We start from the raw sequence: 12,638 nt of genomic DNA, 5'->3' as shown, positions 1-12,638 counted from the left end.
TGCCGAGGCTGCTGCCGCACGGGCAGAGGAGCTGGTGCCTAAAATCACACAAAAAATCGAAAGGATGGTACTTATGATGGCTATGTTATGGGCGCAGGAAATCATGTCCGCTGAGACCGTGGAGGACGCAAAGGCTCTGTACGAGCGTTGCCCCCGCCTGCTGAAGGAAAAGGTCAAGGCAATTCTTATCAAGAGCGGCTTTGAGGAAATCACGCAGTAAGGACGCTGAGGACAATGCAGATCAGGAGCTGGAAAAGAACGTGAAAATCGGGGCCTGACCCCGTGAAAGGACGTGATACATATGGCAATCAAACAGTACAGCCTGGAAACGGACGGTGCAAAGCAGCTGGCACCCGGTTTCCGCGTGCGGGAGTTCCGCTGCCGCGACGGCACCGACACCATCCTCATTGACGAGGGCCTTGTGGTGGTGCTGCAGTGCATCCGGGAGCACTTCGGCAAGCCGGTGACCATCACCAGCGGCTACCGCACCGCCAGCCACAACGCAAAGGTGGGTGGCTCTAAATCCAGCCAGCACCTGCTGGGCCGGGCCGCAGACATTCAGGTGCAGGACACCGACCCGCTGGCCGTTGCCGCCTACGCTGAAAGCCTGATGCCCGGCTGGGGCGGCGTGGGCCGCTACCCGGTCAAGGCAGGCCGGGCCAAGGGCTGGGTGCACGTGGACACCCGCCCGAACAAGAGCCGGTGGACGCTGTGAGGTGAATAACATGAGCAAGACTATTTTTATCAGCCAGCCCATGGGTGGCTTGTCCGATGAACAGGTACTTCAGGAACGCGCCGCCGCGATCAGCAAGGCAAAGGCTCTGTTGGGTGAAGATGTGGCTCCGCTGGAAACCTTCTTTGATGATTTCGGCCCGGCAGCAAAGCCGCTGGACTATCTGGCCCGGAGCATCGAGTTCCTTGCAAAGGCCGATGTGGCAATCTTTGCTCCGGGCTGGCAGAATGCGCGCGGCTGCCGCATTGAGCACCAGTGCGCCGAGGACTACGGCATCCCCGTGATGGAGGTGTGAGACCAGTGGAAAGCATCATCTCAGCCATCCTTGCCGGTGCGGTGACCCTGATCGGTGTATTGATCGCCAACAGCCGCAGTCAGGCTGTGACCGACACCAAGCTGGAAGAGCTGACCCGCGAGGTGCGGGAGCACAACAATTTTGCCCGCCGCGTCCCTATTTTGGAAGAGCAGATGAAGGTGGCCAACCACCGCATCGCTGATTTAGAAGCAAACGAACACGAAAGAGAAAGGACCTAACTATGAACGAACACACCTACAACGCACCCACCATCTCCGCAGGCACCATTGCCCGCACCGCCTGCCTGCTGCTGGCCCTGACCAATCAGGTGCTCAGCGCCTGCGGCAAGCCCGTCCTGCCCATCGAGAGCCAGACCGTGGAACAGCTGGTCACCGCTGGTATCACCACCGTGGCCGCGCTGGTCGCGTGGTGGAAGAACAACAGCTTCACCCCCGCAGCCCTTCAGGCAGACCAGACCTACGACAAGCTGAAGGCGCAGGGAAAGTAAACACAGCGGCACAGAGCGCGAAAACAATCTGATGCTGTGCGCCATTTTGCGCCACTTCTTGCGCCACAGATTTAGGAAAGTTATGGTGAAATAAGGGTAATTAAGGCGCTTTTTTCTAAAAATCGAAGGACGGCTACAAAAAGAAAAATCCCCAAAAAGCTAGGCACAAAGCCGCTTTTTGGGGATTTTGTTTTGGAGCTACTGACCTGATTCGAACAGGCGACCTGCTCATTACGAGTGAGCTGCTCTACCAGCTGAGCCACAGTAGCAGATAAAATTTTCTTGCATGTTCTGCAACGAGAAATATTCTATCATACTTCCTGTGCGCTGTCAAGATTTGATTTTGCGGCAGAACAGGTGCAAATCGTCTGTGATGCAAAAATATAACTGCCCTCCGAGAAAAACTCGAAGAGCAGCCTTGCACACAAGAATAATCAGTTGAACAGCTTACGGCCGATCCAGATGCAGATGCAGGCACCCACAACGGAAACGAGGATCTCACCCACGATGCCGGTAGCGCTCAGACCGATCAGGCCGAACACGATACTGCCTACAAAACCGCCCAGAATGCCCAGCACGATATTGCGCACGGTGGAAGTTTCGCTGCCCATAATGCGGCCAGCGATGTAACCAGCCAGAGCGCCGATCAGTAGACTGAAAATAAAACCAAACATAATACTCGACCTCCTGAATTTTAAAGCTCTGCGCTCTGCCCGGCGGTTTCCCGGGCAAAGCGGCAAATATCCTTCAAACAACATTTTTCGCATTCTGGTTTGCGCGCATTGCACACTGCCCGACCATGCATCACAAAGCGGTGGCACAGGTCGCTGCCTTCTTCCGGAGGAACGATCTTCCACAGGGCCATTTCCACCTTCTGCGGTTCCTTGATGCCGTCCACAAGGCCGATCTTGTTGCACAGCCGGATGCAGTGGGTGTCTGTTACGATAGCAGGCTTGCCAAACACATCGCCCATGATAAGGTTTGCGCTCTTGCGGCCTACGCCGGGCAGGGCGAGCAGCTCTTCAAAGGTGGTGGGCACCTGACAACCGTATTTATCGCGCAGCACCCGCATACAGGCGGAGATATCCCGCGCTTTGGAGTGTCCCAACCCGCAGGGCTTGACGATGGCTTCAATGTCTTCGGGTTCCGCAGCAGCCAGCGCAGCAACATTGGGATATTTGGCAAACAGGTCTTCCACCACAATGTTCACGCGGGCATCGGTGCACTGGGCTGCCAGACGCACGCTGACCAGAAGCTGCCAGGCGTGGTCATAATCCAATGTACAGCCGGCATCTGGGTATTCTTTTTTTAACCGGTCGATCACTTCCAGCGCCAGCGCCTTTTTTGCAGTAAGGTCTTCTGGTGCCTTTTTGCGAACAGGCATTTCATCCACTCCCATCAACAAAAGCTGATACGATAATACCATGTTTTGCGTTTTTTGTAAACTGCGGGCAAAAATTATCTGAGAATGATTTTCAGATAAAACCTTGCTCTTACTGACAAAATGCGATATACTATAGAAAAATGCTGGGGGAATTGCACCTCGGTACGGGAGGAGGGAAACACGATGAACGAACCACTGGCACAGCGTCTGCGGCCCAAAACACTGGCAGATGTCTGCGGTCAGCAGCATCTGCTGGCACCGGGCAGGGTGTTCCGCCGTACCATCGAGAGCGGACGCATCCCCAACATGATCTTCTACGGCCCGTCTGGTACCGGAAAAACGACTGTGGCGCGCATCATTGCAGAAAACAGCGGTATGACGCTGCATAAGCTCAATGGCACTTCCTGCGGCACCGGGGACATCAAGGCGGTGCTCAAGGATATCGGCACGCTGGCAGGTGCGGGAGGCATCCTGCTGTATCTGGACGAGATCCAGTACCTGAACAAAAAACAACAGCAGAGCCTGCTGGAATGCATTGAAGACGGCTCGGTCACGCTCATTGCATCCACCACCGAAAATCCGTACTTCTACATTTATAATGCGCTGCTGTCCCGCTGCACGGTGTTTGAGTTCAAATCGCTTTCGGCGGCGGATGTGGAGCGTGGGGTGCACAATGCACTGAAAAAGCTTTCGGAAGGGGAGAGCACAAAGGTCTGCATGGACGAGGATGCCTGTGCCTACCTTGCCGAGAGCGCAGGCGGCGACCTGCGCAAGGCGCTGGGCTGTCTTGATTTTGCGGTGACGGCAGCTCCCATTGAGGATGGGGAAAAGCACATTACGCTGGAAATGATCCAGCAGGTCACCCGCCGCACTGCCATGCGGTATGACCGGGAGGGCGATGACCACTACGACATCGTGTCAGCCTACCAGAAGTCCATGCGCGGCTCCGACCCGGATGCGGCGCTGCATTATCTGGCCCGTCTGCTGGAAGCAGGAGATCTGCCCTCGGCCTGCCGTCGCCTGATGGTATGTGCCTGCGAGGATGTGGGCCTTGCCTATCCACAGATCATTCCCATTGTGAAGGCGGCAATTGATGCCGCCAACATGGTGGGCCTGCCGGAAGCACGGCTCCCGCTGGCAGATGCCGTCATTCTGGTGGCCACCAGTCCCAAGTCCAACAGTGCCCACGATGCCATCAACGCGGCCATTGCGGATGTGCAGGCGGGCCGCACCGGGCCCATCCCGCGGCAGCTGCAGAACAAACACTGTGATGGTGAGGATGCTCTGGTGAAGGGCCAGAACTACAAATACGCCCATGACTACGACCATCACTGGGTGGAACAGCAATACCTGCCAGATGCCATCAAGGACGTGAAATATTACACCTTTGGCGATAACAAAAATGAACAGGCGGCCCGTGCCTACTGGGCAAAGATCAAGGGCGAAGAGAACGTCTGATCCACGCCTTACACCCAAAACCAAAAAACAAAGAAAAAGGAGAACGATATGCGATATTCCAAACAGCGTGAGCTGGTCATGCAGACGGTACAGAACCTGTGCGATCATCCCACTGCCGAGGAAATTTACGATGAAGCCGTGAAGGAGTGCCCGGGGCTGAGCCTTGGCACCGTATACCGTAACCTGAATAGTCTGGTGGATGCGGGCCGGGTGCGCCGGGTGTCCATTCCAGGCAAGGCTGACCGCTTTGACCACACGCTGCCCTGGCACAGCCATCTGTACTGCACCGTGTGCGGCAGCGTGAACGATGCCGAGGTGGACGAAAAGCAGGTAATGAAGCTGGTGAAAAACCAGAAGGGCCATGTGCAGGACTGCGCTGTTGTGCTGATCGGCGTATGCGAGGCCTGCTGCGAGAAGCAGGCGCAGGAAAACGCCCACTGAACCATAAAATTTGCACGGACCTCTTGCCCGGAGCGTATAAACAGGGTATACTATAGAGAAGGCTCTTTTCAGAAAGTGCAAGTAGATTTTCGCCGCACAGGGCACTTCGGTCCGGCGGAGAAGGATGGTTTGATTGGAATACATTAGTTTTGAACATAATAACATTGCCGCTGAGCTGGTAAAGCAGGCCTATGATACGCCGCCGCTGGCCTTTGTGCACAGCTATGGCTGTCAGCAGAACGTGAACGACGGCGAGCGGATCAAGGGCGTGCTGATGGACATCGGCTATGGCCTGTGCGATAAGCCCGAGGATGCAGACCTGATCCTCTTCAACACCTGCGCCGTGCGTGAGCATGCCGAGCAGCGTGTGTTCGGCAACGTAGGTGCCCTGAAGGGACTCAAGGAAAAAAAGCATGATCTCATCATCGGCCTGTGCGGATGCATGGCCAACCAGAAGCATGTGGTAGAAAAGCTGCGTAAGAGTTACCCCTATGTTGACCTTGTGTTTGGCGTGGACGGCATCGACACCCTGCCGCAGCTCATTGCCCAGAAGCTGCAGAAGCATAAGCGTGTGCTGATGGAGCCCGCCCAGCGCCCGGTCATCGTGGAGAATATCCCCATCCGGCGTGAGAGCGAGTTCCGCGCATGGCTGCCCATCATGTACGGCTGCGACAACTTCTGTACCTACTGCATCGTGCCTTATGTGCGCGGCCGCGAAAAGAGCCGCAAGCCCGGTGATATCCTTGCTGAATTCCGCGGTCTTGTGGAGGCAGGCTATAAGGAGATCACATTGCTGGGACAGAACGTCAACAGCTACGGCAAGGGTCTGGAAGAAAAGGTGGACTTTTCTGATCTGCTCAACCTGCTGTGCACGGTGCCTGGCGATTACCACATCCGCTTTATGACCAGCCACCCCAAGGATGCCAGCCACAAGCTGATCGACACCATTGCCGCCCAGCCGAAGATGTGCAAGCACCTGCATCTGCCGGTGCAGTGCGGCTCCGATGAACTGCTGAAAAAGATGAACCGCCACTACACCGTGGAACAGTATCTTGAACTCATTGAATACGCCCGCAAAACGGTGCCCGGCATCACCTTTTCCAGTGACATCATCGTTGGCTTCCCCGGCGAGACCGAGGAGGATTTTGTCAAGACGCTGGAACTGGTGCAGAAGGTGGGCTATATGCAGCTGTTCACCTTTATCTATTCCAAGCGCACCGGCACCAAGGCTGCCGAAATGCCCGATCCCACCCCCCGTAAGGAAAAGACCGACCGCATGACCCGCCTGCTCAAGCTGCAGGACGAGATCGCCATGGCGCTGGTCAAGGCGCAGGTTGGTCAGACTGTAAAGGTACTGGTAGAGGGCTTTGGCCGCAATGAGGGCACCCTCTCCGGCCGTCTGGACAACAACCTGACGGTGGAGTTCACGGCAGATGCTTCCCTGATGGGCAGCTATGCCAACGTACATCTCACGGGCGCACGGGCGACTGTGCTGCTGGGTGAGCTTGCCTGAGTGATTCCGGGGCAGTGCCCCTGAACGTATAAATAAGAAGGAGACCATTCAAATGGATTGCATTGATCTTTTCAAGCGCGCAGCCGTTGCGCTGCAGACCGATAGCCGCTACCTCGTTCTGGATCAGACCCGCAAGGCAAACGATAAGGACGAAGAGCTGCAGAACCTGATCGGCGAGTTCAATCTCGCCCGCATGGATCTGAACAACGAGATCGGCAAGAGTGAGCGCAACGATGCCCGCATCGCCGAACTGAACGAAAAGGTGAACAGCCTGTACGGTCAGATCATGGGCAACGAAGGCATGGTGGCTTACAACGAGGCCAAGCGTGACTGCGAGAACCTTGTGAACTATATTGATGCCATCATCAACACTGCCATGAATGGCGGCGACCCCATGACGGTACAGGAGCCTTCTGCTTCCTGCACCGGCAGCTGCTCCACCTGCGGCGGCTGCCACTAAAACCGGCAAAAACAAAACGCGGCTGTGCAAAACAGACCGCGTTTTGTTTGCAAAAGCGGTTACAAGCCGCAAACTTGTGCACAGAACCATAGAACGGGAGAGAGGGTAAACCATGGCAGAGCTGTCGCCCATGATGCAGCAATATCTTGAGATCAAAAAACAACATAAGGACGAAATTCTGTTTTACCGCATCGGCGATTTTTACGAGATGTTCTTTGACGATGCCCTGACGGCATCCAAGGAACTGGACCTGACCCTGACCGGCAAGCAGTGCGGCATGGAAGAGCGAGCACCCATGTGCGGCGTGCCCTTCCACAGCTACGAGGGCTATGTGGCGCGGCTGATCGCCAAGGGCTACAAAGTAGCCATCTGTGAGCAGGTGGAAGACCCGGCCAAGGCCAAGGGCCTTGTCAAGCGAGACATCATCCGTGTGGTCACGCCCGGCACGGTCATTGAGAGCAGCATGCTGCAGGACGACCGCAATAACTACATTGCCAGTATCTTCCTCAAAGGAAAGAAAGCAGGTTTGTGCTTTGCGGATGTCTCCACCGGCACGGCGCATATCACCGAGCTGAACGCGGATAAAACGGCACCGGCTGTGATCACAGAGCTGTGCCGCTATCATCCCAGCGAAGTCCTGATGAATCCGGGCCTTCTGGACTGCCGCGAGGTGACGGCGTACATCAAAAAGAATATGACTTGCTCGGTGGAACTGGTGGAAGATGAACGCTATGCGCCGGGCCTTGTGGCGGCATCGCTGGAAAACCAGTTTGGCCGCGACTGGGTGCAGACCACCGGCATTGCAGCGGACGGCCTTGTGCGCTTTGCCATGGCGGCACTGCTGGAATATCTGCACGATACCCAGATCAAGGGCGTGGAACGTCTGAAAACGGTCATAACCTATAATAAGGCCCAGTTCATGCGTCTTTCGCCCGTGACCCGCGCCAATCTGGAGCTGACCGAGACGCTGCGCGGCCGCGAAAAGCGGGGCACGCTGCTCTGGGTGCTGGATAAGACCAGTACATCCATGGGCAAGCGTATGCTGCGCAGCTGGATCGAGCAGCCGCTTATTTCCAGTGCACTCATCAACCACCGCCTGAACGCTGTGGAAAGCCTTGTCAAGCAGACCATGGCCCGCGGCGACCTGACCGAAGAGCTGGGTTACATTGCGGATATGGAACGCCTGATGACCCGCACGGTTTACGGCTCTGCCACACCCAAGGAGATCTATACGCTGGCCCAGACCTGCGACCGGCTGCCCGGCCTGCGCAGGCAGGCTGAGGCCTGCGGCTGCCCGGAGCTTGCAGAACTGGCAGTACAGATCGATCCATTGGAGGACATCAAGGCCCGTATTTATGCGGCGGTGGACCCGGAAGCGCCCTCTACCCTCAAGGATGGCGGTGTCATTGCCAAAGGCTACCATGCCGAGGTGGACGAGCTGCGTTCCATCCGCGACAATACCAAGGGCGTTCTGGCGCAGCTGGAAGCCCGCCTGCGGCAGGAGACCGGCATCCCCAAGCTGAAGATCGGCTATAACCATGTGTTTGGCTACTTCATCGAGGTAAGCAACTCCTATAAGAGCATGGTGCCGGAGACCTACATCCGCAAGCAGACCCTGACTTCCGGCGAACGCTACATCACGCAGGAACTGAAAGAGCTGGAAAGCAAAATTTTAGGTGCCCACGAACGGCTCATCACGCTGGAGCACCGCCTGTTCAGCGAACTGCTGGAAAGCATCAGCGCTCAGCTGGACCGCATCCAGCGCACGGCCAATGCGGTGGCCCAGCTGGATGTGCTCACGGCGCTGGCGCAGGTGGCAGCGGAAAACAACTACTGCCGTCCCATCGTGGACGACAGTGACGAGCTGACCATCACCGAGGGCCGTCACCCTGTGGTGGAGCAGATGCTGAAAGGCAGCCTGTTTGTACCCAATGATACCACCCTGAACTGCGGTGCAGACCGCTGCCTGATCATCACCGGCCCCAACATGGCAGGTAAATCCACGTACATGCGCCAGAATGCACTGATCGCGCTGATGGCGCAGATCGGCTCCTTTGTACCGGCTTCCAGCTGCCATGTGGGTGTGGTGGATGCCATTTTCACTCGCATCGGTGCGTCGGACGACCTGTCTGCCGGTCAGTCCACCTTTATGGTGGAGATGACCGAGGTAGCGGAGATCCTGAAAAATGCCACCGCCAAAAGCCTTGTGGTGCTGGACGAGATCGGCCGCGGCACTTCCACCTTTGACGGTATGAGCATTGCCCGCGCCGTAGTGGAGCACATTGCAGACCCCGCCAAGGGCCTTGGCTGCAAGACTCTGTTTGCCACCCACTACCACGAGCTGACCGAACTGGAAGGCGGCGTGGACGGCGTAAAAAACTACAATATTGCGGTAAAAAAACGCGGCGAGGACATCACCTTCCTGCGCCGCATCGTGCGCGGCCCGGCGGATGACAGCTACGGCATCGAGGTGGCAAAGCTGGCAGGCCTGCCCGGCAGTGTGACCCGCCGCGCCCATGAGGTGCTGCGCGCGCTGGAAGCAACTGCACCTAAAAATAAAGTAGAGCAGATGGATTTTGATGCCCTGCAGGAGTATAACTCTCCGGCTGTGCCCAGCGAGATGATGGACAAGCTGGAAGCTCTGGATGTGGAAACACTCACCCCCATTGAGGCTTTGAACTTCCTCTACGAGCTGAAAAAGACCCTGAAGGGCAGCCTGAACAGATGAAACTGCTCTACCTGACCCAGACCATACAAGGAGGGAAAACACCATGGCAGTGATCCATGTTCTGGATAAGCACACAGCCGAGCTGATCGCAGCCGGTGAGGTGGTCGAGCGTCCGGCATCCGTTGTTAAGGAGCTGCTGGAAAACTCCATTGATGCCGGTGCCACGCAGGTGACCGTCAGCATTGAATCCGGCGGCGTCAAGCTGATCGAGATCAGCGATAACGGCACCGGCATCGAGGCAGAATATATCTCCACGGCGTTTATCCGCCACGCCACCAGCAAAATTGAAACACCGGACGATCTGACCAACATCCATACGCTTGGCTTCCGCGGTGAAGCACTGGCATCCATTGCCAGCGTGGCCCGTGTAGAGCTGACCACCCGAACCGAGGTGGACGAGTTTGCCACGGTCTACCGCATTGAGGGCGGGGAAGAGGTCTCCCGTGAGCCGGGTGCCAGAGCTGTGGGCACCACCATCCGGGTAAAGGATCTGTTTTACAACACGCCTGCCCGCATGAAGTTCCTCAAAAAGGACTCCTCCGAGGGCACCTTTGTGTCGGATACAGTTACCCATGTAGCGCTCAGCCACCCGGAAGTCAGCGTCAAGTTCATCCGTGAGGGCAAGCTGCAGTATGTCACGCCCGGCGACGGCCAGCTGCGAGGTGCAGCCTATGCGGTGCTGGGCCGGGAGTTCAGCCGGGACCTCATTGAGCTGAAAAATCAGGAGGGCGTGTACCGCATCACCGGTCTGGTCACCCCGCCCAAAAGCTGCCGCGCCAGCCGAAGCATGCAGCATTTTTACATCAATGGCCGCTATGTGCGCAACCGCACCATGATGGCCGGTATGGAGATGGCATTCAAGGGTACCATGATGCAGGGCAAGTTCCCGGGCGGCATTCTGCTGCTGGAAATGCCGGCCGACCTTGTGGATGTCAATGTGCATCCGGCCAAGATCGAAGCCCGCTTTGCCCGCGAAAATGATGTTTTTGATGTGGTGTATCATGCCGTCAAGCTGGCATTGGCTCAGCCCGGCACTGGTGAACGGCTTTTTACCTTTGAAGCAGACAAAAAAGAAGAAAAAGCTGAGAATTCAAAAAAAGACGCTGATATAATCAAAAATGATGTAAAGAATAATAACTTTACAGGGCTTTCTGCGATCATTCGGGGACAAGCGGACCCGGGCGTTCTGCCACAGCAGCACTGGGAACCGGCAAAACCCGCCGCAGCACCGCAGCAGCCTGCCCCGTCTGCTGCAATGCAAATACCGACAGCACCCAGTGTGCCGCGCTGGAAAGGCAGTGCTCAGAACGAGGATATGCTGGATCCGTTCGTGACCCTTCACAGCCCGAAGCTGGAAACGACAAAGGCACCAGAGCCGTTCCGTGCGGCGGCAAGTGAAACGCAGCTGGATGTGGAACCGGAATTTGGTGAGACAAAACTGCATTCGCCTCAGGACCATATGGCAGCGTGGAACCCTGCGCAGGAAGCACCGAAGGAAGAACCTGAGAGTGCACCCTGTGCAGAAACAGAACCGGATGCGCCGGAAGCGGCAGAACAGAAAACTGTACTGGCCGAGCCGGAGCAGATGAACTTTGATCCGACGGCGGATCAGCCGGAGCCGCTGCGCTATGTGGGCGAGGTGTTCAGAACATATATCCTTGCAGAACGCGGCGACGAGCTGTGCCTGATCGATAAACACGCTGCCCACGAGCGCCAGCTGTACGAAAAACTGGCCGCGAACTATGGCAATGTGCCCAGCCAGATGCTGCTGGAGCCTGCTGCCATCAACCTTGCTGCGGAGGAAAAGCAGGCCCTGCTGGATAACATCCCTCTGCTGGAAAATGCGGGCCTTGAGATCGCGGACTTTGGCGGCAATACCGTGGTGCTGCGCGCGGTGCCCGCAGATGTGGAGCCGCAGAATGCCGAAAGCCTGCTGGTGGAGATCGCAAATAAGCTGCTCAAGGGCGGCCATGATGCGCTGAACGAGCACACCGAGTGGGTGCTGCATTCTATCTCCTGCCGTGCAGCCATCAAGGCGGGGGACAAGTCCTCGCCGCAGGAACTGCTGGCGCTGGCCGAAAAGATCCTTTCCGGCGAGGTGCCGCCGTTCTGCCCGCATGGCCGCCCCTGCGTACTCAAATTGACCCGGAAGGAGCTGGAAAAGCAGTTTGGACGCATCGTATAAACATCCCGCGGTGGCCGTCGTCGGCCCTACCGCAACCGGAAAGACGGCGTTGGGCGTAGAGCTTGCAAAACATTTTTCCGGCGAGGTCATCAGCTGTGATTCCATGCAGATCTATAAAGGTCTGGACATAGGCACGGCAAAGGTGACACCGGAGGAGACCTGCGGTATCCCGCATCACGGCGTGGATATCCTTACGCCGGACAAGGCTTTCAGCGTGGCAGACTTTACCGCCATGGCCGGAAAGCTGGAAGAAGAGATCTCTGCCCGGAAGAAGCTGCCCATCCTTGTGGGCGGCACAGGGCTGTATGTTCAGAGCTTTCTGTATGGGGTGCGCTTTACAGAGGAAAAAGCACCTGCCGGTCTGCGGGAGCAGCTGGCGGCGGAACTGGCTGCAAAAGGCGGTGCTGCCATGTACGAAGAACTGAAGCAGGCCGACCCGGAAGCTGCTGCGGCGATCCACCCGAACAATCAGGTGCGGGTGCTGCGCGCACTCGAACATTATCGTGCCACCGGCAAAAAGCTGAGCGAACAGAAGGCGGAGTCTCTCCCACCGGAGCGACCCTACCGCAGCCTGATCCTCGGTCTGGATTTCCCAGAGCGTGCGGTACTTTACCGCCGCATTGACCTACGTGTGGACAAAATGCTGGAAGCGGGCCTTATAAAGGAAGCGGAGCATGTCTGGCAGAACCGGGAAAGCTTCCGCACGGCAGCGCAGGCCATCGGATACAAGGAGTTCTTTCCGTATTTTGAGCAGACGGCTCCACTGGAAGCCTGCACGGAAAAGCTCAAGCAGGCGTCCCGCAACTATGCCAAGCGCCAGCTGACCTGGTTCCGCCATATGGACGGTGTGGTCTGGCTGGATGCCGGTGCACCGGATGCAGTGCAGACTGCCATCCGCAAAACGAGCGAATTTTTAGCGAAAGGATGATCGAT

The 12,638-nt window shown here is 57.0% G+C and carries 14 protein-coding genes and 1 tRNA gene; 12 read left to right on the top strand and 3 right to left on the bottom strand.

Features of this window, described 5'->3' with window-relative positions:
- From DXA66_RS14355 to DXA66_RS05530, 5 genes are all read left to right on the top strand, one after another.
- A partial coding sequence (locus DXA66_RS14355) for a hypothetical protein (protein ID WP_118527393.1) occupies positions 1–220 on the top strand: 220 nt, incomplete at its 5' end.
- A gap of 81 nt (positions 221–301) precedes the next feature.
- Entirely contained in the window at positions 302–715 is a 414-nt protein-coding gene (locus tag DXA66_RS05545; RefSeq protein WP_118527391.1) for a D-Ala-D-Ala carboxypeptidase family metallohydrolase, read from the top strand.
- A gap of 10 nt (positions 716–725) precedes the next feature.
- Positions 726–1,028, top strand: a complete 303-nt coding sequence (locus DXA66_RS05540) for a DUF4406 domain-containing protein (RefSeq protein WP_118527389.1) — start codon at positions 726–728, stop codon at positions 1,026–1,028.
- 5 nt (positions 1,029–1,033) lie between these two features.
- Complete coding sequence (locus DXA66_RS05535) at positions 1,034–1,267, top strand: hypothetical protein (protein WP_118527387.1); 234 nt, start codon at positions 1,034–1,036, stop codon at positions 1,265–1,267.
- Positions 1,268–1,269: 2 nt separating this feature from the next.
- Positions 1,270–1,536: a phage holin gene (locus DXA66_RS05530; RefSeq protein ID WP_118527385.1), complete on the top strand. Its 267-nt coding sequence runs from the start codon at positions 1,270–1,272 to the stop codon at positions 1,534–1,536.
- Between the two features lie 193 nt (positions 1,537–1,729).
- Here the strand turns inward: DXA66_RS05530 and DXA66_RS05525 are convergent.
- The 3 genes from DXA66_RS05525 to nth form a co-directional block, all read right to left on the bottom strand.
- Positions 1,730–1,805, bottom strand: a tRNA-Thr gene (locus DXA66_RS05525).
- Between the two features lie 165 nt (positions 1,806–1,970).
- Positions 1,971–2,210, bottom strand: a complete 240-nt coding sequence (locus DXA66_RS05520) for a GlsB/YeaQ/YmgE family stress response membrane protein (RefSeq protein ID WP_005941717.1) — start codon at positions 2,208–2,210, stop codon at positions 1,971–1,973.
- Positions 2,211–2,230: 20 nt separating this feature from the next.
- Positions 2,231–2,920 (bottom strand): endonuclease III, encoded by a 690-nt coding sequence (gene nth, locus DXA66_RS05515; protein WP_044953658.1) that lies wholly within the window; start codon positions 2,918–2,920, stop codon positions 2,231–2,233.
- Positions 2,921–3,103: 183 nt separating this feature from the next.
- On the opposite strand from nth, the gene DXA66_RS05510 reads away from it, so the two are divergent.
- The 7 genes from DXA66_RS05510 to miaA all read left to right on the top strand — a co-directional run bounded on the left by DXA66_RS05510 (position 3,104) and on the right by miaA (position 12,633).
- On the top strand, positions 3,104–4,378 hold the full coding sequence (locus DXA66_RS05510) for a replication-associated recombination protein A (protein WP_118527383.1): 1,275 nt from the start codon (positions 3,104–3,106) through the stop codon (positions 4,376–4,378).
- Between the two features lie 48 nt (positions 4,379–4,426).
- A complete protein-coding gene (locus DXA66_RS05505; RefSeq protein ID WP_118527381.1) occupies positions 4,427–4,819 on the top strand; it encodes a transcriptional repressor in 393 nt (130 codons plus the stop codon).
- 133 nt (positions 4,820–4,952) lie between these two features.
- On the top strand, positions 4,953–6,332 hold the full coding sequence (miaB, locus tag DXA66_RS05500) for a tRNA (N6-isopentenyl adenosine(37)-C2)-methylthiotransferase MiaB (protein ID WP_118527379.1): 1,380 nt from the start codon (positions 4,953–4,955) through the stop codon (positions 6,330–6,332).
- Positions 6,333–6,384: 52 nt separating this feature from the next.
- Positions 6,385–6,792 (top strand): YlbF family regulator, encoded by a 408-nt coding sequence (locus tag DXA66_RS05495; RefSeq protein ID WP_097775655.1) that lies wholly within the window; start codon positions 6,385–6,387, stop codon positions 6,790–6,792.
- 112 nt (positions 6,793–6,904) lie between these two features.
- On the top strand, positions 6,905–9,520 hold the full coding sequence (mutS, locus tag DXA66_RS05490; RefSeq protein ID WP_118527377.1) for a DNA mismatch repair protein MutS: 2,616 nt from the start codon (positions 6,905–6,907) through the stop codon (positions 9,518–9,520).
- A 43-nt stretch (positions 9,521–9,563) separates the two neighbouring features.
- On the top strand, positions 9,564–11,705 hold the full coding sequence (mutL, locus tag DXA66_RS05485) for a DNA mismatch repair endonuclease MutL (RefSeq protein WP_118527376.1): 2,142 nt from the start codon (positions 9,564–9,566) through the stop codon (positions 11,703–11,705).
- Positions 11,689–12,633: a tRNA (adenosine(37)-N6)-dimethylallyltransferase MiaA gene (gene miaA / locus DXA66_RS05480; RefSeq protein ID WP_243089036.1), complete on the top strand. Its 945-nt coding sequence runs from the start codon at positions 11,689–11,691 to the stop codon at positions 12,631–12,633. The genes mutL and miaA overlap by 17 nt, the downstream gene beginning before the upstream one ends.
- Positions 12,634–12,638: the final 5 nt, after the last annotated feature.

The sequence above is a fragment of the Faecalibacterium sp. OF03-6AC genome, assembly GCF_003478175.1.
Lineage (GTDB): Bacteria > Bacillota > Clostridia > Oscillospirales > Ruminococcaceae > Faecalibacterium > Faecalibacterium taiwanense.
The sequence above is the reverse complement of the archived record's forward strand: the minus strand, read 5'-3'. Positions and strand labels throughout refer to the sequence as shown.

Bases quoted from the DNA above. Each gene is read 5' to 3' on its own strand.
- DXA66_RS05530 (WP_118527385.1), top strand. From the start codon at position 1,270: ATGAACGAACACACCTACAACGCACCCACCATCTCCGCAGGCACCATT.
- DXA66_RS05505 (WP_118527381.1), top strand. From the start codon at position 4,427: ATGCGATATTCCAAACAGCGTGAGCTGGTCATGCAGACGGTACAGAAC.
- DXA66_RS05510 (WP_118527383.1), top strand. From the start codon at position 3,104: ATGAACGAACCACTGGCACAGCGTCTGCGGCCCAAAACACTGGCAGAT.
- DXA66_RS05495 (WP_097775655.1), top strand. From the start codon at position 6,385: ATGGATTGCATTGATCTTTTCAAGCGCGCAGCCGTTGCGCTGCAGACC.
- nth (WP_044953658.1), bottom strand. From the start codon at position 2,920: ATGCCTGTTCGCAAAAAGGCACCAGAAGACCTTACTGCAAAAAAGGCG.
- DXA66_RS05540 (WP_118527389.1), top strand. From the start codon at position 726: ATGAGCAAGACTATTTTTATCAGCCAGCCCATGGGTGGCTTGTCCGAT.
- mutS (WP_118527377.1), top strand. From the start codon at position 6,905: ATGGCAGAGCTGTCGCCCATGATGCAGCAATATCTTGAGATCAAAAAA.
- DXA66_RS05545 (WP_118527391.1), top strand. From the start codon at position 302: ATGGCAATCAAACAGTACAGCCTGGAAACGGACGGTGCAAAGCAGCTG.
- DXA66_RS05520 (WP_005941717.1), bottom strand. From the start codon at position 2,210: ATGTTTGGTTTTATTTTCAGTCTACTGATCGGCGCTCTGGCTGGTTAC.
- mutL (WP_118527376.1), top strand. From the start codon at position 9,564: ATGGCAGTGATCCATGTTCTGGATAAGCACACAGCCGAGCTGATCGCA.